The sequence below is a fragment of the Amycolatopsis sp. 505 genome, assembly GCF_031625235.1.
Lineage (GTDB): Bacteria > Actinomycetota > Actinomycetes > Mycobacteriales > Pseudonocardiaceae > Amycolatopsis.
Genome location: NZ_JACKQP010000007.1, coordinates 287,828 through 306,942, shown reverse-complemented (window position 1 = coordinate 306,942; position 19,115 = coordinate 287,828). Strand labels below are relative to the sequence as shown.

Here is a 19,115-nt window from a genome sequence, read left to right as displayed (position 1 = left end):
AGGATCGGGAGGATGACTGCCTTCGACGTCCGCCCGATCACCGAAGAAGAGCGGCGCAGCACGTTCGACCTGCTGCGCCGCGCGTTGCACGCCCCGCCCGTCACCGACGACCTCTGGGCGCGGATCGGGGAGTCCTGGCCGGCCGGGCACAAGTTCGGCGCGTTCGAGGGCGGGAGCCCGATCGGGATCGTCAGCTCCTACGACACCGAGATCGCCGTCCCCGGCGGGCGGACGGTGGCGGTCGCGGCGGTGGAGGGGGTCGGGGTCCGCGCCGACCGGACCCGCCGTGGGGTGCTGAGCGCGATGATGCGGGCGCAGCTGGCGGACTTCGCGGCCCGCGGGCTGCCGCTGGCCGTCCTGCACGCGAGCGAACCCACCATCTACGGGCGGTTCGGCTACGGTTCGGCCGCGCTCGGCAAGACCCTGCGGGTGGCGCGGCCGGCGGCGCGGCTGCACGAGCGCGTCGCGGCCGAGGGGGATGTCCGGCTGCTGACGTCCGAGGAGGCGGTGAAGGAGATCCCGGGGCTGTACCGGCGGATCGGGCTGCACCGGCCGGGCATGATCGGGCGGCCGGAGCGGTGGTGGCCGATCTCGCACAACCGGCAGGTGAGCCCGGACGGCGGGCACCTGGTCGCCGTCCACAGTGGACCGGACGGTGACGACGGGTTCGTCGTGTACGCCACGATCACCCGCCGGTCGTTCGACTCACCCGACCACGGTGCCGCGCTGGACGTCCACGACCTGCACGCCGCCGGCCCGGCCGCGCGGGCCGCACTCTGGCGGTACCTGCTGTCGGTGGACCTGGTTTCGGAGGTACGCGCCCGGCACCGCCCGGTCGACGAGCCCCTCGCGCTGATGCTGACCGACCACCGGCACGCGGCCACCGCCGCCGTCGAGGACGACCTGTGGCTGCGGCCGGTCGACGTCGCGGCCGCGCTCGCCGCCCGCACCTACCGGGCGGCCGCTCCGGTGGTGCTCGCGGTGACCGACCGCCTGCTGCCGGCCAACACCGGGCACTACGAGGTCGGCCCGGACGGGGCCCGGCGCACCGACGCCGCGGCGGACCTGGCCCTCGACGTCGACACGCTCGGCATGCTTTACCTCGGGCACTGGCCGGCGACGACGCTGGCGGAGGCGGGCCGCCTCGACGTCCGCGACCCGGCGGCGCCCGGGCGGGCCGACGAGCTGTTCACCACGACGGCCGCGCCCTGGTGCGGCACGCACTTCTAGGCGCCGGGAAGGGCCTTGAGGAGCCGTTCGACGGAGTTGCCGAGGTTCCACCGTTCGGCGAGCTCGGCGACCCGCTCGGGGTCGGCGGGCGTGGCGGGGACGGTGTCGGGGCGGGACTGCTCGACCGGCGCGTCGACGGCCACCCGGACCACGGTGGGGGCGACGGCGAGGTAGTCCGCGGCGTCCTTCAGCCGCAGCCGGGTCTTCAGCGGGAGCGCGGAGTCCCCGGCTTCGCCCGCGGCGACGAGGGCTTCGAGCGACCCGAACTGCGTGATCAGCTTGGCGGCGGTCTTCTCGCCGATGCCGGCGACCCCGGGCAGCCCGTCGGACGGGTCGCCGCGCAGGGCGGCCATGTCCGCGTAGGCGGGCCCGGCGGTGTCGCGGGGGAGGCTGTAGCGCTCGGCGATCTCGGCCGGGCCCAGCACCTCGGCCTTGGCCCAGCCCTTGCCGACGTAGATGACGGAGGTGGGGGTGGGTTCGGTGCGCACGAGCTGGAACAGGTCCCGGTCGCCGGTGATGACCTCGACGGGGTCGGCCTTCTCCCGGGTGGCGAGCGCCCCGATGACGTCGTCGGCCTCGTACCCGGCGGCTTCGGCGGTGGCGAACCCGAAGGCCTCGAGCAGGTCGAGGATGATCGGCACCTGCGGGGTGAGCGTGTCGGGGACTTCTTCGACATCGGGGCCGCTGCCGGTCTCTTCGGCCACCCGGTGCGCCTTGTAGCTCGGGAGCAGGTCGGTGCGGAACTTCGGCCGCCAGTCGGCGTCGAGGCAGCAGACGAGCCGCGCGGGCCGCCGGTCGGTGAGGATCCGCGCAATCGTGTCGGCAAACCCCCGCACGGCGTTGACCTGCGTCCCATCGGCGGCACGCATCGAGTCGGGCAGGGCGAAGAAGGAGCGGAAGTACAGGCTCGCGGAGTCGAGCAGGGCAAGGGATCCGGTCACCCGCACAGCCTGCCACGTCCGGAGGGCGGAGGAGGGGCAAGCCACGCGGCGGGGTCGCCCGGGGAGTGCGGCGCCGGTGCCGGGGGTGCGGTGCGGTGCGGGCCGGGGCTCGCGGCGACGAGGGTGGCTGATCGGGTTCGGCTTGCGGGGCCCGGAATTGTCGGTGGTGACCGGTAGCGTGGAAAACGGGGGGCGCCCCCGCGGGCCAGGGCGGCTCGCGGCGGGGGAGCGGTGAGCCGCGGGTCACCCGGCCCGGCATGTCGTGGGCCCGGGCGCGTTCGGTTCGCCCGCCGCCCCACTAGGCTCGCCTTCATGTCGCGCCGATCCCTTCACACGCCCGCTCCCGATGCCGCCGCTCTCCGGGCGCGGCTGGACCGTGCCCGCGCTGCCGCGGCCGCCGCGGGGACCGATGCCCTGCTGATCGCGCCCGGCTCCGACCTGCGGTACCTGCTCGGGCAGGCCGGGGGCTCGTTCGAGCGGCTCACCACCCTCGTCGTCCCCGCCGACGGCACGCCCGCGCTCGTCGTGCCGAAGCTGGAGGCGCCCGGGTACGCCGACGTCCCCACCGACGAGCTCGGCGTCGAGCTGCTCACCTGGGTCGACGGCGACGACCCCTACAAGCTCGTCGCCGACCGGCTCGGCAAGCCCGGGCGGGTCGCCGTCAGCGACTTCACGCCGGCCCTGCACGTCCTCGCGCTGCGGGCCGCCCTCGACACCGCCGAGCAGACGCTGGCCGGTCCCGTCGTCCGGGAGCTGCGGATGCGCAAGGACGCCGCCGAGATCGCGTCGCTGCGCGAAGCCGGTGCGGCGATCGACCGGGTGCACGCCCGCGTCCACGAGTGGCTGCGGCCCGGTCGCACCGAAGCCGAAGTCGGGGCCGACATCGCCGCGGCCATCGTCGAGGAGGGCCACGTCCAGGCCGACTTCGTGATCGTCGGGTCGGGGCCGAACGGGGCCAGCCCGCACCACGACGTCTCCGAGCGCGTCATCGAGAAGGGTGACGTCGTGGTCGTCGACATCGGCGGCCCGCTGCCGGCCGGCTACAACTCCGACTCCACCCGCACCTACGCCGTGGGTACTCCGCGCGACGCCGACGTGGCCGAGACCTACGCGGTCCTGCAGCGCGCGCAGGCCGCCGCGGTGGCCGCCGTGAAGCCGGGCGTGACCGCCGAGGCCGTCGACGCCGCCGCGCGGGACGTCATCGCCGAGGCCGGGTTCGGGGAGTACTTCATCCACCGCACCGGGCACGGCATCGGCCTGGACGTGCACGAGGAGCCGTACATCATCGCCGGGAACGCGCTGCCGCTGGAGCCGGGCATGGCCTTCAGCGTCGAGCCGGGCATCTACCAGCCGGGCCGGTGGGGCGCCCGGATCGAGGACATCGTCATCGTCACCGAAGACGGCGTCGAGGCCGTCAACAACCAGCCGCACGAGCTCGTCGTGCTGGACGCATGACGACCGGCGGCCTGGAGCCGCTGGACCAGTCGATCGTGCAGGAGCTCGCGGCGGACGGGCGGCGCAGCTTCACCGACCTCGCCGAGCGGGTCGGGTTGTCGGTGTCGGCGGTGCACCAGCGGGTGCGCCGCCTCGAGCAGCGCGGGGTCATCCTCGGCTACACCGCGCGGCTCGACGGCGAGCAGATCGGCCTGCCGCTGACGGCGCTGATCTCGCTGACGCCGAACGACCCGGCCGCGCCGGACGACTACCCGCAGCGGATCCAGCACATCAAGGAGATCGAGTCGTGCTACTCGGTGGCCGGCGACGAGTCCTACATCCTGCTGGTGCGCGTCCAGTCGCCGCTGGCGCTGGAGGACCTGCTGCGGCGGATCCGGGAGGCGGCAAAGGTGTCGACCCGCACGACGGTGGTGCTCTCTACGCCGTTCGAGGGACGTTCGCCGACGTTCTGACCCCGGCGCCCCGCCCGGTGGCCGGGGCGCTGGTACGGTAAAAGGTATGGCAACACGTAAGGTCACTCTTTCGCTGGACAGCGGCGCGCTGGAATTCGCCGAACGAGCCGCGAAAGCCCACGGGATCTCGGTCTCGTCCTGGCTGTCGAAGGCGGCCAGGCGCGAGGCGGTGCGCACGGGTTACACCCCGCAGAAGCCGGAACCGGCCGCCGCGGAATCGGACGAGGCCGAGCTGAGCGCGGCGGAGAAGGATCTGCGTGCGCAGGGGTGAAGTCTGGACGTACCACCCCCCGACCGATCCGGCCCGGCAGCGCACAGTGGTGCTGCTGTCCTCGGACGGGGTGAACGAGTCCGAGCGGCCGTGGCTGCTCGGCACCGAACTCCTCGACCGCGACCCGATGGACATCCTCGGCGTCGCGATCGACGCCCGGTACTGGGTGTCGACGCTCAACCTCACCCGGCTCTACCGCCCGTGGTTCGACGAGCGGATCGCCGAGATCGACCAGGACGTCCAGGAACGGATCGACATCGCGCTGCGGGCCGCGCTCGACCTGTGAGGCCGGCCGCCGAGGCGCACAAGGCGAATCCCGCGCCGAGGACGCTGGAACCCGCCCAGCCGGCGACGGCGAACGCGGCCGTCGTGGCGGTCGCGCCCAGAGCCGAGCCGAGCGAGTAGAAGAGCATGTAGCCGCCGATGGCGGTGCTGGTCGCGTCCGGATACGCGGTGGTCAGCAGGTGCTGGTTGCTCACGTGCACGGCCTGCACGGCGAAGTCGAGCACCACCACACCGGCGACGACGAGCGGGAGTGACCACGACGCCTGCCCGATCGCCGCCCATGAGACGGCGAGCAGGGCGAGGGCGCCGACCGTGACCGTGCGCGCGAACCCCGCGTCGGCCCAGCGGCCCGCCCGGGCGGCGCCCAGCGCGCCGACCAGCCCGGCGAGCCCGAACAGGCCGATCCGCGCCGCGTCCAGCCGCCACGGCGCGGCGGACAGGGGGAGCGCCAGGCCGCTCCACAGCGTGCCGAACGAGGCGAACAGGAAGAACGCGACCAGCCCGCGCGAAACGAACAGCCGCTCGCGGAACAGCCCGCCCAGCGACGTCAGCACGTCCCGGTAGGACGACCGTGCGGGGCGCGGGTCGGGTGGGAGTGTCTTCAGGACCACCGCCGCCAGCGTGACCAGGAGCGCGGCGAGCACGACGTACACGCTGCGCCAGCCCCACGCCGTGGCCAGCGCCCCGGCCGCGACGCGGGCGCCGAGGATGCCGAGGACCACCCCAGAGGTCACCACGCCGAGGGTGCGGCCACGTTCGGCCGGCGTGGCACTCGCCGCGGCGTAGGCGACGGTCGTCTGCACGACGACGGCGAACAACCCGGCGACGGCCAACCCGGCCAGCAGCCACCCAGAGCCGGGTCGCGGAGGCGGCGACGACCGTGCCCGCCGCCGTCAGGACGAGGTGGCCCGCGATGAGCCGGCGCCGGTCCCGCAGGTCACCCAGGGGGACGAGCAGGGCCAGTCCCGCCAGGTAGCCGAGCTGGCCGGCCGCGACGATCCAGCCGAGGTCCGCGGCCGGGACGTCCAGGTCCGCGCCGATCCCGGCGAGCGCGGGCTGCGCGGCGTAGATGCTCGCGACCGCGACGGCGCACACCGCCGCCAGCAGCGTGTTCCGGCCCATGGCCCTCCGATCGGTAGCAGATTGCAACTGATCCGACCGTACGGCAGAATGGTTGCGAACAGCAACTCTTCCGGAGGTGTGGTGACCGAGGACTGGACCGACCCGAGCTGCCCGGTGGCGCGCACGCTCGACCTCGTCGGCGACCGCTGGAGCCTGCTCGTCGTCCGCGACGCGATGGACGGCGCCCGGTCGTTCACCGACTTCCGGCAGCGCACCGGGATCGCCCGCAACATCCTCACCGACCGGCTCCGCCGCCTGGTCGACCGCGGCGTCCTCGACCGGCGGACCGCGCCGTCCGGCCGGCGGCAGGTCTACGAGCTGACCCCGGCCGGGCGCGACCTGTTCACGGTCGTCGTGGCCCTGCGGCAGTGGGGCGAACGGCACGCGTTCGCGCCCGGCGAGGCCCACTCGGTGCTGGTCGACACCCACGGCGTCCCGCTTCCGCCGCTGCAGCCGGCCGGGGCGGACGGCACCCGCGCCGACGTGGACACGACGTCCGTGCGCAAAGTGCCCTGAGCGGTCAGCGGGCCACGACCTCCGGGACCGCGTGGAGCTTGCCGTCCGCGCCGGCCAGGCAGGAGGCGTTGCCGTCCTTGGCCGCGATGAACTCGGTCAGGCAGTTGGCGATCGCCGCGTGGCCGGTCGCGTTGGGGTGGAACGATTCCTGCAGCGCGTGCCCGGCCCGCTCGGCCCGGCCGAGGTCGGCCAGCTGGAGCGTCAGCCGGGTGAACCACTCGGTCGCCGGGTTCGCGCCGCCGCTGCAGGCCTCGTGCTTGACGCCCGCCTTCGCCAGGTCCAGGAACCGCGCCCCGGACTGCTGGGCGGCCGCTTTCAGGCCGGAGGACAGGACGCCGATGCCGGTCTGGGCGATCCAGCGCAGGTCTTCGGTGCGGAACGGGCAGCCGTTGAGGCTGCGCAGGTCCTCCGGGAGGTCCGGGCCGATCGGGGCCGCGTAGGACTGCAGGATCAGCTGGTAGTCGGCCGGGACGTAGCCGGCCTGCGCCAGCACGGTTTTGACGTCCGAGACGGCCTTCGCGACCTTCGGCACCATTGCGTCCACTTTGGACTTCCAGGTCTGCTTCAGCGCGGTGCTGCACGGCGGGCCGCCGGCGTCGAACCAGGCCTTGAAGCAGTCGTTGACCTGGTTGGAGAACTTCGGCTCGTCGTTCGCGCCGACCGCGATCACCACCACCGCCACCCGGTGGTCCTTCACCAGCGCGGCGAGCTGCCGCGCCTGCGAACCCTCGGTCCATTGCTTGACGTCCCCGAGCGCGACCTGCTCGGCGGGCGCGCCGGAACAGCCGAGGTTGACCCGCGCGGTGACGCCCGGGGCGGCGATCTTCTCGACGAAGGCGTTGGGGGAGCGGTGGCACCAGTTGCCGCCCTGCCCGTTGGTGGCGGCGGTGTACTGGCCGGCCCCTTCGCCGGAGACGGTGCTGTCACCCATCGCGACGACGGTGAGCGGCCCGGTGCCGGGCGGACCCTGCCGCGGCTGCGGCTGCCCGGGCTTGCTTTCGGAGCCGAAGAAGACGAAGAAGCCGACCAGCAGGGCCACGCACGCGAGGACGAGGGCTCCCCAGTACCACCGAAGACGACGCATCGCCGTCGATTCTACGGACCGGCCCAGCGGCGGACACGGTGCGTCACCGGAGCCAGGTCCGCGCCAGCCGGACGAGCGACTCCGCCAGTGTCGCCGACGACATCTCGCGCTCCTGCCGCCAATGCCGCACCTGCTCGGCCGACAGCGCCGCGAGCAGGACGTCCGCGGCGATCTCGGCGTCCTCCGCCCCGCCCGCTTCGAGGAGGTGCCGGCAGTGCCGGCGCCACAACGCGTGCGCGCCGGTGCGGAAGCGGGCGCCCGTCGTGGCGGTCTCCGACAGCAGCACCAGGTCCAGCTGCCGGTCCAGGAGCTCCAGGTACGCCTCGATGAACGCGCCGACGCGGTCGGCGGGCTCCGCGCCCGGGCCCAACGGGGGCGGGCCGGTGATGATCCGCTCCTGGAGTTCCCGTTCGCGCTCGTCGAGCAGAGCCATGGCGAGGCCGCCCTTGTCGCCGAAACGGCGGTAGAGCGTGCCCTTGCCGACGCCGGCCGCGCCCGCGACGTCGTCCATGGTGACCGCGTCGACGCCGCGTTCGGCGAAGAGCTTCTCGGCGGCTTCCAGGACGCGGATCCGGTTGCGGGCGGCGTCGGCCCGCTCGCGGACGGGGGCGCCGAGCACCGGCAGCCCGGCCGGCGTTGACGAAACGGACTTCGGTCCGCTACGGTTCGAGGACATAAGCGGACTCTAGTCCGATTTGCCGTCCGGCGAAAGCCGGGCCTCGTCCGAGGAGCATCGCCATGCCCGATCTGCTGCACATTTCCGCGTCCCCACGAGGGGAAGCATCCGAATCGCTGCGTCTGGCAGCCACTTTCCTGGACAGCTACCGCAACCAGCACCCGGACGCCGACATCGACGAATGGGACCTCTGGGACGGCTCGCTGCCCGCGTTCGGCCCCGCGGCCGCCCGCGCCAAGATGACCGTCTTCGGCGGCGGCACCCCACAGGGCGAGGAGGCCGAGGCCTGGGCCGCGGCGCAGGCGGCGTTCGCCCGGTTCGACGCCGCCGACCGGATCCTGTTCAGCGTGCCGATGTGGAACTCCGGCGTGCCGTACGTGCTCAAGCAGTTCGTCGACGTCGTGTCCCAGCCCGGCTGGGTCTTCGGTGTCGACCCGGCCACCGGGTACCGGCACCTCCTGGCCGGCCGCGGCAAGCGCGCCGCGGTCATCTACACCAGCGCGGTGTGGGCGCCCGGGCTCGGCCCGGAGTTCGGCGCGGACTTCCAGGCGCCGTTCTTCACCGGCTGGCTCAACTGGACCGGCATCGACGACGTCACCGAGATCCGCTTCCACCCCACCCTCACCGGCGACGCCGCCGAACTCGGCCGCATCGCCCATGAAGCCGCCCGCGACACCGCCAAGACCTTCTGAAAGGCCCGCCATGACCGAGACCATCGACCTGGTCACCGACGACGTCGCCGCCAAATCGTCACCTGCTGCTCCAACCCCGCCTGCGCCAACAGCGGCCAGGTCGCCGCGCAGCGGTCAGCCCGCCTGAGTCAGATCCGTCGCCGCCGCGAGACCGGCCGCCACCTCGGCGATCGCCCGGACCGCCGGGTTGTCGTTGCCCGGCAGCCACACCAGTTCCGTGCGGGCGACCTCGCCCTCCAACGGTACGAACGCCACGCCGGTGCGACGCAGGCTGTGCGAGGAGCGGGCCAGCCGGGTCACCCCGACCCCGGCCGCGACCAGTCCGAGCAGGCCCTGCACGGTCGCGGCCCGCTGCACCACCCGCGGGGTGAAGCCGGCCGCGGCGAAGTCGTCGTCGTAGCCGCGGTGCCACGGCTCCCAGCTGCCGCGCGGGGTGAGCACCCATGGCTCGTCCGCCAGATCGGCCAGCTTCAGCGACACCCGACCGGCGAGCGGGTGCTCCACGGGCAGCACCGCACACACCTCTTCGGTCAGCAACGTCCGGGTCACCAGGCCGGCCACCAGCGGCGGCCGGGTGAACGCCAGGTCGAACCGGCCCTCGCGCAGGCCCTCGACCAGCTCGGCGATCGACGCCTCGGCCGTCGTCACCGCCAGCCCGGGCAGCTGCTCCCGGACCGCCCGCACCACCGGCGGCAGCAGGTAGTTCGCCGTCGTGGCGAGGAAGACGAGCCGGACGTCGCCGATCTCGCCGCGCACCGCCCGCCCTAGTGTGGCGACGGCTTCTTCGGCGCGGGTGAGCACCGCGCGGGCCTCGGGCAGGAACAGCCGGCCGACGGCGGTGAGCCGTGTCCCCCGCGCGTCCCGGTCGAACAGCCGGACGCCGAGCGCCCGCTCCAGCACGGTGATCTGCTGGGACAGCGACTGCTGGGCGAGGTGCAGCCCGGCGGCGGCGCGGGTGAAGCTGCCCGCCTCGGCCACGGCGACGAAGTAGCGGAGCTGCCGCAACTCGGGGGTCACAGGCTCCGACTGTAGCCGCGCCAGGACATCGGTGTTGGCGCCCCACCCATGATCGTCGTCAGGATGGAAAGGAGGAAAGCACTGGGAGGACACGGAAAATGACGAACACCGACGGCCGCGTCTGGCTGATCACCGGCTGCTCCGCCGGCTTCGGCCGGGAAATCGCGCTGGCCGCGCTCGCCGCGGGCGACCGCGTGCTGGCCACCGCCCGCCGACCGGAAACCCTGACCGAACTGCAGGACCGCGGCGGCGACCGGCTCCGGACCGCCGCCCTCGACGTCACCGACGCCGGGCAGATCGACACGGCGGTGGAAGCCGCGCTCGAGGCGTTCGGCCGGATCGACGTCGTGGTCAACAACGCCGGCAGCGGCTCGGTCGGCGCGGTCGAAGAACTCACCATGGACGAACTACGCGCGCTGATGGACGTGATGTTCTTCGGCGCGGTCGCGGTCACCAAGGCCGTGCTGCCGCACCTGCGCGCGCAGGGCAGCGGCACGGTCGTGCAGATCAGCTCGATGGGCGGGCAGCTGTCCCCGCCCGGCTACGGCGCCTACTGCGCGACGAAGTTCGCGCTGGAAGGCATCTCCGAAGCCCTGGCCGCGGAGGTGGCGCCGTTCGGGGTGCGGGTGCTGATCGTCGAGCCGGGCGCCTTCCGCACCGAGTTCGGCGGCGGCCGCATGCACCGCTCCCGCACGATCGACGCCTACGCGGTGTCGACCGGCGGAACGCGGGAAGCGGTCGAGAACATGGACGGCACCCAGCCCGGCGACCCGGCCAAGGCCGCCGCGGCGATCGTCCGGGCGGTCGGCAGCGACGACGCCCCGCTGCGGCTCGCGCTGGGCGCGGACGCCGTCGAAGCCATCCGCGCCCACCACGAGGCGGTCGCGGCGGACCTGGCGGCCTGGGAGGAGGTCAGCCGGGCCACCGCGCTCGGCTAGGACCGGGCGGGGTCCTGCAGCACGCCGAGGACGTTGCCGTCGGCGTCGGTGAAGGTCGCGACCAGGCGGCCGTTGCCGACGTCCTTCGGCTCGTCCTTGACCGTCCCGCCCGCCGCGGTCACCTCGGCGAGCTTCGCCTCGATGTCGTCGACGTGCCAGTAGGACACCGGCCCGGTCATGCCCTGCTGCGCGCCGTTCGGCACCAGCCCGATGTGCTGGCCTTCGACGTCGTAGCCGACGTAGTAGGGCGCGTCGGCCTGCGGCTCGACGCCCAGCAAGGCGGTGTAGACGGCCTTGGCGGCGGCCAGGTCGGTGACGGGGTGCAGGACGGTCTTGATCCCCTGAGTGCTCATCTTCGGTGCTCCTGAAGTCGTGGTCTGCGGTACGTCGTGAACGCTATGGCCGACCCGCTGACCAGCGCTTCTCGATTCCTGATCGGTTGGCGCGGCCACCGCCGCTACACTCCGGACCGGCATGCGGACGGCGATGGGGGGACCGCGGTGAGCGGGAACAGGGTGCTGGTGGCCGGGGCGAGCATCGCGGGGCCCGCGCTGGCCCACTGCCTGCGGCGGCGGGGCGCCGAGGTGACCGTCGTGGAACGGGCGCCCGGGCTGCGTCCCGGCGGCCAGGCGGTGGACGCGCGCGGGGTGGCCAAGGACGTCATCCGCCGGATGGGGCTGGAGGCGCCGGTACGCGCGGCCCGGACCGAAACCGCCGGCGCGCACACCGTGGACGCCGACGGGAACGTGCTGGAGACCTTCAGCGCCGAGGACGACGGCGGCGACGGGTACATCGCGGACATCGAGATCCTGCGCGGCGATCTGTCCCAGGTGATCTACGACGACACGCGCGAGCACGTCGAATACCTCTTCGGCGACCGGATCGCCGAGCTCGCCCAGGACGCGGACGGCGTCGACGTCACCTGCGCGAGCGGCGCCCGGCGGCGCTTCGACCTGGTGATCGGGGCCGACGGGCTGCACTCGGCGCTGCGCGGGATGGTCTTCGGGCCGCGCGAGCGGTTCGTCCGCCACCTCGGGATGGTGCTGGCCTTCTACAGCGTGCCCAACGAGTTCGGGATCGACCGCTGGATGATCGACTACCAGCACGAGGGGCGCTCGGCCGGGCTGCGGCCGCTCAAGGACCCCACCCGGGCGATGGCCATGCTGTCGTTCCCCGCCGACGGCTTCGACGTCGACCACCGCGACATCGACGCGCAGAAGGACCTGCTGCGCGCGCGGATGGCCGGCCTGGGCTGGCGGACGGAGGAGATCCTCGCGCACCTGGACGACACCCCGGACTTCTACCTCGACCAGGTTGCCCAGGTGGTGCTGGACCGCTGGTCGTCGGGACGCGTGGGCCTGATCGGTGACGCGGCGTTCTGTTCGTCGCCTATGTCGGGTGGCGGCACCGGGCTGGCTTTGGTCGGTGCCTACCTGCTGGCCGGCGAGCTGGCTGCGGCCGGGTGGGACCCGGAGGCGGGGTTCGCCGGCTACGAGACGCGGATGCGCTCGTTCGTCGAGGCCAACCAGGAGATCGGCCGGCTGCACGTGCAGAGCCGCGAGGCCGGTGCGGACGCCGAGCCCGACATGGAAGCGCTCATGCCGCTGATCGAGCGCGCGCTCAACGGCGTCGAGCTGCCGGACTACGCGGGGGTGCCGGACTCGGGGGCGCGGGTCAGTCCAGCAGCGCCGTGAGCGGGCACGGCCGGTGACGTGGGGTGCCCGGGTGACGAAGGTCGCGAATGACTCATTCGGGACCTCCGGCGCCGCGAATGAGTCATTCGCGGCGTCGGGGAGCGGGCCGGCTGAGCGTGGTCGTGCCGGTCAGTCCAGCAGCGCCGTGAGCACCCCGTCGAGCAGGCGGACGCGGCGGTCGGCGATGCGGTGGACCTCCTCGTCGTGGGTGGCCACGATCACCGCCGCGCCTTCCGTCGCGCATTGGCGCAGGAGCCGCAGGACCCGGGGTGTCGAGCCGGCGTCCAGGTGCGCCGTCGGCTCGTCCGTCAGCAGGACCCGCGGGCGGCCGGCGACCGCGCGGGCCAGCGCCACCCGCTGCTGCTGCCCGAACGACACCTCCAGGGGATAGCGGTCGCCGAGGCCGCCGATGCCCAGCTCGTCCAGCAGGCCACCCACCCGCTCGGCGATCGCCGACGGCGACGGGCGCGGCACGTCCGACCGCAGCCGCAGCGGCAAGGCCACGTTCTCCGCGATCGTCAGCTCGTTGGCCAGCCCGAGCGCCTGCGGCAGCACCGCGCACGTGTGCCACGGCGGCGCGCCGTCGATCGGGACACCGTCGAGGAGCACGCAGCCGGAGTCGGGGGAGTCGAAGCCGCACAGCAGGGCCAGCAGCGCGCTCTTGCCCGAACCCGACCGGCCCGACACCGTCACCAGCTCGCCCGCGCCCACCCGCAGTTCCAGCCCGCGCAGCACCTCGATGTCGCCGCTGGGGTGGGCGAAACTGCGGCGCAGCCCGACCGCTTCCACGAGTGTCATGCCGGCAGCTCCCGTTCTTCGATGCCTTCGAGCACGCCCTTGTGCAGCCGGGCCACCCGCGCGCCGAGGTCGATCAGGCGTTCGTCGTGCGAGGCGACCAGGACCGCGAAGTCCTGGTCCACCAGGTACTGCAGGGTGTCCAGCACCAGGTCGGCCGAAGCTTCGTCCAATTGCGACGTCGGCTCGTCGGCGAGGATCACCGTCGAGCGCGCGGCCAGCACGCACCCGAACGCCAGCCGCTGCTGCTGCCCGCCCGAGAGCGCGGCGATCTTCCAGCCGCCGGTGCCGTGCAGGCCCAGCTGCCCGAGGATGTCCTCGGCGTTGCACTCGGTCCCGGCGGCCTCGGCCGCGGCGTGCAGGTTCTCCGCGACCGTCAGGTAGCCCAGCAGGTTGTCGCTCGGGTTCTGGAACACCAGCCCCAGGTGGTGGCGCCGCAACGCCCGCCGCTCGCGGTGCTTGAGCTTGCGGACGTCGGCGCCCTGGAACGTCAGCGTGCCGCGCGCGGGCTGCTCGAACAGCCCCAGCACGCGCAGCAGCGTCGACTTCCCCGACCCCGACGGCCCGGCCAGCACGGTCATCCCGCGCGCGGGCACGTCGAGGCTGACGTCGTCGACGCCGGTGACGACCCCGGCCGGCGTCGGGTAGTCCACGCCGATGCCGCGCAGGGAAAAGATGGGCTTCTCAGGCACGGATCAGCTCCGCGGTCCGGGCGGTGCGCACCGAGCGCACCGCGATCCAGCCGGCCAGCGCGACCACCGCCACGCCGATCACGACGACGGTCAGCACGAACGGCAGCGGATCCGGCAGCTCCGAGCGCGGCGCGAGGAACGTCGCCGGGTCGAACCGGGGCACCGACAGCCCCGCCACCGAAACCCCGCACACCACCCCGACCACGATCGCCAGCCCGCTCAGCGCCCCCAGCTCCATCAGGTGACTGGCCAGCAGCGTCCGCGGCCGCATGCCCATCCGCAGCACCAGCGCCCCGGCCAGGGCGTTCTGCCGCCGCCGGACCTCGACCGCGACCAGCAGCGCGAGGACCGCCACCACGCCGAGCACCGCGCCCAGCAACGCCACGAACGAGAACGTCCACGCCACCACGAAGAACGGCAGACCGTCCAAAGCGGACTCACGGCTGATCCGGTTCGGGATGAACACCCCCGCCGCGCGCAGCGCCGCGGTCGCCTCCGCCATCGGCGCGGTCGTCAGCACGCTCCACTTCGGAATGCCGTCCAGCTGCGCGTGGCTGAGCACCGTGCGCGAGACGACGTAGCCGGGGGAGGTGCCGATCATCGGGAACACCGGCAGGTCACCGGCGACGACCGCGTCGGGCAGGTCGTCGGGCAGCTTGGCGTTCTGCTTGGCCGTGTGCCCGACCCGGATCACCGGCGTGCCGCGCGGGTCCGGCTGCGAGATCTTCTGCAGCAGCCCGGCCAGGTCGTCGCCCGGAATGTGCTCGACCGCGGCACCGCGGGCGAACGTCGCCGGGTCGACCACCAGCACCACGCTGCCGGTCCCGGTCAGCTCGCCGACCACGGTGCTGGTCCCGGCCAGTGACGGGGGCATCGCGACCTGGCCCATGCCGAGCGGGCTGTCGGTGTCGAGGCGGGCGTTGCTGCCGACGAAGATCGCCGACTTGGTTTCCAGCGCCTCCTCCTGGCCGCGGGCGATGCCGATCCCGGTGGCCAGCGTGCCGATGGCGAGGGTTCCGATGACCAGCACCCCGGTCACCGGGGCGCGGGCGCCGGCCAGCCGCCGGATCGCCAGCTGCAGCGCCGGGCGCGACCAGAACCGGGCCCGGTGCGAGGCGTGCAGGGCCAGCCACGCCAGCCGCGCGGTCAGCAGCCCGACCGTCAGCACCACGAACACCGGGTAGGTCAGGGCCAGCGGATCCACCTGGGGGAGGGGATTGCCCAGCCGGGACGCCGTGCCGTAGTGCGCCAGCCGCGTCCAGCCCAGCCAGGCCATACCGGCCGTCGCCAGCTCCCAGGGGAAGTACGCCAGCAGCCGCACCCGCTTGCCGCCGCGGCGCACCCGGCCCAGCTCGAACTCCCGGTGCACCCGCACCGCGACGACCAGGGCCAGCAGCACCAGCGACACCGCCAGCGTCCCGGCCGCGACGCCGACAGCCGTCAGCACGGCGGCCGGGTCCGGGGCGCCCGGCGGGCCGTACACGCCGAGCAGCAGCCGCGCCGCCACCGCGCCCGCCGCCCCGCCGAGCAGGATCGGCAGGCCCAGCTCGGCGACGGCGAGCCCGCCGAGCGCCGCCGGGCCGCTGCCGCGCGCCGACAGCAGCCGCAGCTGGGCGTGCCGCCGCTGGTACCACTGCAGGGCCACCGTGCCCAGGCCGGCGCAGCCGACCAGGACGCTGATCAGCGCCAGCGGCAGGATCGAGACGAACACGTTCTCCTGGGCCTGCCGGGCGATCTGCACCGAGCGCTGGAACGTCGGGACGTCGGCGGCGATCAGCGAGCCGAGGCCCTGGGCGGTCAGGTCGGCGCGGACGTCGGCGACCAGGTCCTGTGAGCGCTGCAGCAGGTCTTCCGCGGCGCTCAGCGTCGTCGGCGCCGGCTCGTAGAAGGAGACGTGGAAGTATTGCATCGTCGGCAGGCCGATGGCCTGGATCGTGTCGTCGAAGGTCTTGCGGTCGGTGGCGAAGACGATCGAGTCGATCGGGTCGTCGACCAGCCGGTCGATCACGGCCCCGGACTGCTGCGAGCACCACCACCGCGGCGGCGGGTCGAGCAGGTCGCGGTAGATGCCGGTGACCGGCGGCAGCGGCACGCCCTGCAGGCTCGGCTTCGTGCCGAGGCCGATGTGCTCGGCGTCGGCCACCACGTTGCCCAGCCACAGCCCCGGCGCCCGCGTGCCCTGCTGCAGCGTCAGGTTGTCCAGGCCGACCTGGTCGCGGTAGCCGAAGCGGACCTTGTAGTGCGGGTCGCCGTTGAACTCGGTGCCCCGCAACACGGTGGTGAACTCGCCGACGACGGGCGCGCCGAAGCCGTGCGCGGCGGCGTGGCGCTGGATCGCGCCGGTCACCGCCGGGATGTCCTGCACCGGCATGTTGCCCTTGCCGAACATCGGGCCGTAGCTGTCCGGGCAGGTGATGCCCGTCTGGTAGGCGACGGTGGCCCCGCCGGCCGCGGACGCCTGCAGCACCGCGGCGGTGCCGAGGAAACACGCCAGCAGCGAGGTCACGGCCGCCACGATCAGCGTCAGCGGGCTGGAGAGGGCGGCCTTCGGGGCGGCTCGCCACGGCTTGGTCACTCTGCGTCGTCCATTCTTCCCCCACATCACCCGCATGGACCAGGACGCTACCGGCCGCCCCGGAGAGTTGGAACGTTTTTGTCACGATCGTTGCCCACCCGGTGGGCTCGCGCCGGGCTGCCTTCCCGCGCAATCGCCGCCGCCATCCGGCCGGTTTAGTGGTCTGGACCTTGACGCGCCGATTGGTCTGGTCCAATCCTGAAAGCAAGCGTTCCCGCCGTGCCACGCCGCCGCACGGCTCCCGCCGGCTCAGGAGCGCAGATGCGTCGACGCAGACCTTTTTCCCGATTGTCCGTTTCCCTTGCCCTGGCGGCGTTCTCGGCCGGTTCCCTGGTCGCCGCGGCCGGGACCGCCGAGGCCGCCACGCCGCTGCCCGCGCACGTCTTCGCGCCCTACTTCGAAGCCTGGACCGGCGAGAGCCCGGCCGCGCTGGCCCAGCAGTCCGGCGCCAAGCACCTCACGATGGCGTTCCTGCAGGCCGCCACCAAGGGTTCCTGCACGGTGTACTGGAACGGCGACACCGGGATGCCGATCTCCACCGGCGTCTTCGGGGCCGACATCGCCACCATCCGTTCCCGCGGCGGCGACGTCATCCCGTCCTTCGGCGGCTACACCGCCGACAACACCGGCACCGAAATAGCCGACAGCTGCACGAGTGTGGACTCCATCGCCGCCGCCTACCAGTCGGTGCTCACCACCTACGACGTCCCGCGGCTCGACATGGACATCGAGGACAACTCGCTGACCAACTCCGCCGGGATCGACCGCCGCAACAAGGCCCTCAAGAAGGTCCAGGACTGGGCCGCGGCCTCCGGGCGCCCGCTGCAGATCTCCTACACCCTGCCCACGACCACCCGCGGCCTCGCCGACAGCGGCCTCGCCGTCCTGCGCAACGCCGTCGCCAACGGCACCCGCGTCGACGTCGTCAACCTGATGACCTTCGACTACTACGACAACGCCGCCCACCAGATGGCCACCGACACCCAGACCGCCGCGGCCGGCCTGGTCACCCAGCTCGGCTCCCTCTACCCGGGCAAGACCCAGGCGCAGCTGTGGGCGATGGTCGGGGTCACCGAGATGATCGGCGTCGACGACTTCGGCCCGGCCGAAACCTTCACCACCGCCGACGCGGCCACCGTCTACGACTGGGCCGTGGCCAAGGGCATCAACACGCTGTCGTTCTGGGCGCTGCAACGCGACAACGGCAGCTGCCCCGGCGGCGCCGCGGCCGACAACTGCTCCGGCATCGCCCAGGACACCTGGTTCTTCAGCCACGCCTTCGAACCCTTCACCGGCGGCACGTCCGTACCCGGCAACGACTTCTCCCTCGCCGCCACCCCGGCCTCGGCCGCGGTGGACCCGGGCGGCTCGGCCTCGGCGACGGTGAGCACCGCGGTGACGTCCGGCTCCGCCCAGCAGGTCACCCTGTCGGTCACCGGCGCACCCGCCGGCGTCACCGCGGCCGTCAGCCCCGGCACGGTGACCGCGGGCGGCAGCGCGTCGCTCTCGGTGGGCACCACCGCGGCCGCCGTCCCCGGCGTCTACCCGCTCACCGTGACCGGCACCGCCGCCTCCGGCAGCCACAGCACCACCTTCACCCTCACCGTCAAGGGCACTCCGCCCGCCGGCGGCGTGGTCAACGGCGGCTTCGAGACCGGCGCACTGAGCCCGTGGACCGCACCCGGCGACGCGATCGTCGCCACCCCGGCGCACTCGGGCACCCACGCGCTGCAGGTGACGCCCACGGCGTCGGCCACCGGCGAAGCCGCGCAGAACGTGACGCTCGCCCCGAACCACGCCTACACGCTCACGGCGTGGGTGCAGGGCAGCTACGCCTACGTCGGCGTCCGCGGCGGGGCCACCGCGAGCGCGTGGACCTCCAGCAGCGGCTGGACGAAGCTGTCGGTGCCGTTCACGACCGGCGCGTCGGGCGCGGTGACCGTGTACGTCCACGGCTGGTACGGCCAAAGTGCCGTCTACGCCGACGACTTCGCAGTCGGTTGAGGCTTTCGGCGGCGGTCCGGTTGCGCAACACGGAGGTTGGCCGGGCCGCCGCCGGCCGCCAGACTGCGCGGGACGATCTTTCGCGCCCGCCTGGAGGAACCGATGCCGCACATCCCGCTCGACCCGCAGTCGCCCGGCATCCGGTCGCTGTTCGCGTTCCGGCCCGAGACCGCCGTCCCGCTCAACCAGCTGGCGCAGACCCTCCTGCGCGGCCCGAGCAGCCTGACCGTCGGCGAGCGCGAACTGATCGCGGCGGTGGTGTCCCACGGCAACGAATGCCGCTTCTGCCACGGCAGCCACGCCGCCGCCGCGGCCGAAACCCTCGAGGGCGGCCGCGCGGTGGTCGACGCGGCCTGCGCGGGGATCGACGACGCACCGGTGGGGGCGAAGCTCAAGGCCCTCCTGCGGATCGCCCTCGCCACCCGCGAAACCGGGCGCGCGGTGACGCCCGAGCTGATCGAGGCGGCCCGCGCGGAAGGCGCGACCGACGTCGAGCTGCACGACACCGTCCTGATCGCGGCGGCGTTCTGCATGTTCAACCGCTACGTCGACGGCCTCGCCACGGTGGCCCCGGACGACCAGGCGGTCTACGACCAGATCGGGAAGATGCTCGCCACCGAGGGCTACGGCGGCTGAGCCGGGCGCCCGACGTCGGCTAGGCTCCCCCTGGAACATT

Annotated in this window: 20 protein-coding genes; 11 read left to right on the top strand and 9 right to left on the bottom strand. The window is 73.4% G+C overall.

The annotated features are described in order from the left end of the window. The first annotated feature begins 12 nt into the window (after positions 1-12). Complete coding sequence (locus H5965_RS26335) at positions 13-1,230, top strand: GNAT family N-acetyltransferase (RefSeq protein ID WP_310972926.1); 1,218 nt, start codon at positions 13-15, stop codon at positions 1,228-1,230. On the opposite strand, the gene H5965_RS26330 is transcribed toward H5965_RS26335, so the two are convergent. After that, positions 1,227-2,171 (bottom strand): 5'-3' exonuclease, encoded by a 945-nt coding sequence (locus H5965_RS26330; protein ID WP_310972925.1) that lies wholly within the window; start codon positions 2,169-2,171, stop codon positions 1,227-1,229. The genes H5965_RS26335 and H5965_RS26330 overlap by 4 nt on opposite strands. Before the next feature lie 312 nt (positions 2,172-2,483). Between H5965_RS26330 and H5965_RS26325 the strand changes: the two genes are divergently transcribed. Genes H5965_RS26325 through H5965_RS26310 form a run of 4 tightly spaced genes read left to right on the top strand, consistent with a single transcriptional unit; the run spans position 2,484 to position 4,635 of the window. Then, positions 2,484-3,626 (top strand): Xaa-Pro peptidase family protein, encoded by a 1,143-nt coding sequence (locus tag H5965_RS26325; protein WP_310972924.1) that lies wholly within the window; start codon positions 2,484-2,486, stop codon positions 3,624-3,626. Continuing rightward, positions 3,623-4,078, top strand: a complete 456-nt coding sequence (locus H5965_RS26320) for an Lrp/AsnC family transcriptional regulator (RefSeq protein ID WP_043786019.1) — start codon at positions 3,623-3,625, stop codon at positions 4,076-4,078. The genes H5965_RS26325 and H5965_RS26320 overlap by 4 nt, the downstream gene beginning before the upstream one ends. A 46-nt stretch (positions 4,079-4,124) precedes the next feature. After that, positions 4,125-4,349: a hypothetical protein gene (locus H5965_RS26315; protein ID WP_191306170.1), complete on the top strand. Its 225-nt coding sequence runs from the start codon at positions 4,125-4,127 to the stop codon at positions 4,347-4,349. Continuing rightward, complete coding sequence (locus tag H5965_RS26310) at positions 4,336-4,635, top strand: hypothetical protein (protein ID WP_310972923.1); 300 nt, start codon at positions 4,336-4,338, stop codon at positions 4,633-4,635. The genes H5965_RS26315 and H5965_RS26310 overlap by 14 nt, the downstream gene beginning before the upstream one ends. On the opposite strand, the gene H5965_RS26305 is transcribed toward H5965_RS26310, so the two are convergent. Beyond that, positions 4,532-5,467 (bottom strand): MFS transporter, encoded by a 936-nt coding sequence (locus H5965_RS26305; RefSeq protein ID WP_310972922.1) that lies wholly within the window; start codon positions 5,465-5,467, stop codon positions 4,532-4,534. The genes H5965_RS26310 and H5965_RS26305 overlap by 104 nt on opposite strands. A gap of 337 nt (positions 5,468-5,804) precedes the next feature. Here H5965_RS26305 and H5965_RS26300 point away from each other — a divergent pair, with 337 nt between their 5' ends. Beyond that, a complete protein-coding gene (locus H5965_RS26300; protein ID WP_396136947.1) occupies positions 5,805-6,272 on the top strand; it encodes a winged helix-turn-helix transcriptional regulator in 468 nt (155 codons plus the stop codon). A gap of 4 nt (positions 6,273-6,276) precedes the next feature. On the opposite strand, the gene H5965_RS26295 is transcribed toward H5965_RS26300, so the two are convergent. Continuing rightward, positions 6,277-7,356 (bottom strand): GDSL-type esterase/lipase family protein, encoded by a 1,080-nt coding sequence (locus H5965_RS26295; protein WP_310972920.1) that lies wholly within the window; start codon positions 7,354-7,356, stop codon positions 6,277-6,279. 43 nt (positions 7,357-7,399) lie between these two features. Further along, the gene (locus H5965_RS26290; RefSeq protein ID WP_310972919.1) at positions 7,400-8,032 is read right to left on the bottom strand and encodes a helix-turn-helix domain-containing protein; all 633 of its coding nucleotides are present in this window, start codon (positions 8,030-8,032) and stop codon (positions 7,400-7,402) included. 62 nt (positions 8,033-8,094) lie between these two features. Between H5965_RS26290 and H5965_RS26285 the strand changes: the two genes are divergently transcribed. After that, positions 8,095-8,724, top strand: coding sequence for an NAD(P)H-dependent oxidoreductase (locus tag H5965_RS26285; RefSeq protein WP_310972918.1), 630 nt, complete (start codon positions 8,095-8,097; stop codon positions 8,722-8,724). 114 nt (positions 8,725-8,838) lie between these two features. Here the strand turns inward: H5965_RS26285 and H5965_RS26280 are convergent, their stop codons facing one another. Next, on the bottom strand, positions 8,839-9,741 hold the full coding sequence (locus H5965_RS26280) for a LysR family transcriptional regulator (RefSeq protein WP_310972917.1): 903 nt from the start codon (positions 9,739-9,741) through the stop codon (positions 8,839-8,841). A 98-nt stretch (positions 9,742-9,839) separates the two neighbouring features. On the opposite strand from H5965_RS26280, the gene H5965_RS26275 reads away from it, so the two are divergent. Then, on the top strand, positions 9,840-10,679 hold the full coding sequence (locus H5965_RS26275) for an oxidoreductase (RefSeq protein ID WP_310972916.1): 840 nt from the start codon (positions 9,840-9,842) through the stop codon (positions 10,677-10,679). Here the strand turns inward: H5965_RS26275 and H5965_RS26270 are convergent. Continuing rightward, positions 10,676-11,032, bottom strand: a complete 357-nt coding sequence (locus H5965_RS26270) for a VOC family protein (protein ID WP_310972915.1) — start codon at positions 11,030-11,032, stop codon at positions 10,676-10,678. The two genes, H5965_RS26275 and H5965_RS26270, sit on opposite strands and share 4 nt — an antisense overlap. 147 nt (positions 11,033-11,179) lie before the next feature. Between H5965_RS26270 and H5965_RS26265 the strand changes: the two genes are divergently transcribed. Then, entirely contained in the window at positions 11,180-12,373 is a 1,194-nt protein-coding gene (locus H5965_RS26265) for an FAD-dependent monooxygenase (protein WP_310972914.1), read from the top strand. Between the two features lie 129 nt (positions 12,374-12,502). Here H5965_RS26265 and H5965_RS26260 read toward each other — a convergent pair whose 3' ends face one another. From H5965_RS26260 to H5965_RS26250, 3 genes are read right to left on the bottom strand one after another with little or no spacing between them, the layout of a single operon-like run. Further along, positions 12,503-13,171 carry an ATP-binding cassette domain-containing protein gene (locus H5965_RS26260; RefSeq protein WP_310972913.1) on the bottom strand — a complete coding sequence of 223 codons (669 nt, stop codon included), beginning with the start codon at positions 13,169-13,171 and terminating at the stop codon, positions 12,503-12,505. Continuing rightward, complete coding sequence (locus H5965_RS26255) at positions 13,168-13,860, bottom strand: ATP-binding cassette domain-containing protein (RefSeq protein ID WP_310972912.1); 693 nt, start codon at positions 13,858-13,860, stop codon at positions 13,168-13,170. Before H5965_RS26255 ends, H5965_RS26260 begins: the two co-directional genes overlap by 4 nt. Then, complete coding sequence (locus H5965_RS26250) at positions 13,853-16,435, bottom strand: FtsX-like permease family protein (RefSeq protein WP_310972911.1); 2,583 nt, start codon at positions 16,433-16,435, stop codon at positions 13,853-13,855. The genes H5965_RS26255 and H5965_RS26250 overlap by 8 nt, the downstream gene beginning before the upstream one ends. 288 nt (positions 16,436-16,723) lie before the next feature. Between H5965_RS26250 and H5965_RS26245 the strand changes: the two genes are divergently transcribed. Further along, on the top strand, positions 16,724-18,439 hold the full coding sequence (locus H5965_RS26245; RefSeq protein ID WP_310972910.1) for a glycosyl hydrolase family 18 protein: 1,716 nt from the start codon (positions 16,724-16,726) through the stop codon (positions 18,437-18,439). Positions 18,440-18,541: 102 nt separating this feature from the next. Next, positions 18,542-19,075 (top strand): carboxymuconolactone decarboxylase family protein, encoded by a 534-nt coding sequence (locus H5965_RS26240; RefSeq protein ID WP_310972909.1) that lies wholly within the window; start codon positions 18,542-18,544, stop codon positions 19,073-19,075. Positions 19,076-19,115: the final 40 nt, after the last annotated feature.

Bases quoted from the DNA above. Each gene is read 5' to 3' on its own strand.
- H5965_RS26335 (WP_310972926.1), top strand. From the start codon at position 13: ATGACTGCCTTCGACGTCCGCCCGATCACCGAAGAAGAGCGGCGCAGC.
- H5965_RS26325 (WP_310972924.1), top strand. From the start codon at position 2,484: ATGTCGCGCCGATCCCTTCACACGCCCGCTCCCGATGCCGCCGCTCTC.
- H5965_RS26320 (WP_043786019.1), top strand. From the start codon at position 3,623: ATGACGACCGGCGGCCTGGAGCCGCTGGACCAGTCGATCGTGCAGGAG.
- H5965_RS26315 (WP_191306170.1), top strand. From the start codon at position 4,125: ATGGCAACACGTAAGGTCACTCTTTCGCTGGACAGCGGCGCGCTGGAA.
- H5965_RS26300 (WP_396136947.1), top strand. From the start codon at position 5,805: ATGGTTGCGAACAGCAACTCTTCCGGAGGTGTGGTGACCGAGGACTGG.
- H5965_RS26295 (WP_310972920.1), bottom strand. From the start codon at position 7,356: ATGCGTCGTCTTCGGTGGTACTGGGGAGCCCTCGTCCTCGCGTGCGTG.
- H5965_RS26290 (WP_310972919.1), bottom strand. From the start codon at position 8,032: ATGTCCTCGAACCGTAGCGGACCGAAGTCCGTTTCGTCAACGCCGGCC.
- H5965_RS26285 (WP_310972918.1), top strand. From the start codon at position 8,095: ATGCCCGATCTGCTGCACATTTCCGCGTCCCCACGAGGGGAAGCATCC.
- H5965_RS26275 (WP_310972916.1), top strand. From the start codon at position 9,840: ATGACGAACACCGACGGCCGCGTCTGGCTGATCACCGGCTGCTCCGCC.
- H5965_RS26270 (WP_310972915.1), bottom strand. From the start codon at position 11,032: ATGAGCACTCAGGGGATCAAGACCGTCCTGCACCCCGTCACCGACCTG.
- H5965_RS26260 (WP_310972913.1), bottom strand. From the start codon at position 13,171: ATGACACTCGTGGAAGCGGTCGGGCTGCGCCGCAGTTTCGCCCACCCC.
- H5965_RS26240 (WP_310972909.1), top strand. From the start codon at position 18,542: ATGCCGCACATCCCGCTCGACCCGCAGTCGCCCGGCATCCGGTCGCTG.